The 577-nt window shown below is 66.2% G+C and carries 1 protein-coding gene; it reads left to right on the top strand.

Annotation, left to right across the window (positions count from 1 at the left end; translation table 11 throughout):
• Nucleotides 1-90 precede the first annotated feature (90 nt).
• Nucleotides 91-577, top strand: a 487-nt coding sequence (locus CXQ91_RS24270; RefSeq protein ID WP_104176375.1) for an anaerobic ribonucleoside-triphosphate reductase activating protein, incomplete at its 3' end; no start/stop codon positions are given.

The raw sequence follows: 577 nt of genomic DNA, 5'->3' as shown, positions 1-577 counted from the left end.
GATGGGCTATCACCGCCCGGTTACCGCGTTCAATCCGGGCAAGCAGTCCGAGCATCGCGAGCGCCTGCATTTCACTGAAGCAGCGGCGTGGTGACCGCAGCACTTCGCGTCGGGGGGCTGGTCCCCCTGACCACGCTGGACTTCCCAGACCATCTGGCCTGCGTGCTGTTCTGCCAGGGCTGCGGCTGGCGCTGCCGCTACTGCCACAACCCGCAGCTGATCCCCGCCTGTGGCAGTGAGGAAAAGCCCTGGCCGGAGATTCTCGCCTTTCTCGAACAGCGCGTCGGCCTGCTCGAGGCGGTGGTGTTCAGCGGTGGCGAGCCGACCCTGCAGACCGCGCTGCCCGAGGCCATCGCCCAGGTGCGGGCGCTGAGCTACAAGGTCGGCCTGCACAGCGCCGGCATCAAGCCGAAGCTGTTCGCCAACATCCTGCCGCTGGTGGATTGGGTCGGTTTCGACATCAAGGCGCTACCCGAGCACAGCAGCGCGATCACCGGCGTGGATGGCAGCGGCAAGGCCAACTGGAAGAGTCTCGAACACCTGCTGGAAAGCGGAGTCGAGCATGAGTGCCGGACCA

The organism is Arthrobacter sp. Y81 (assembly GCF_002929335.1).
GTDB lineage: Bacteria > Actinomycetota > Actinomycetes > Actinomycetales > Micrococcaceae > Arthrobacter.
The sequence above is the reverse complement of the archived record's forward strand: the minus strand, read 5'-3'. Positions and strand labels throughout refer to the sequence as shown.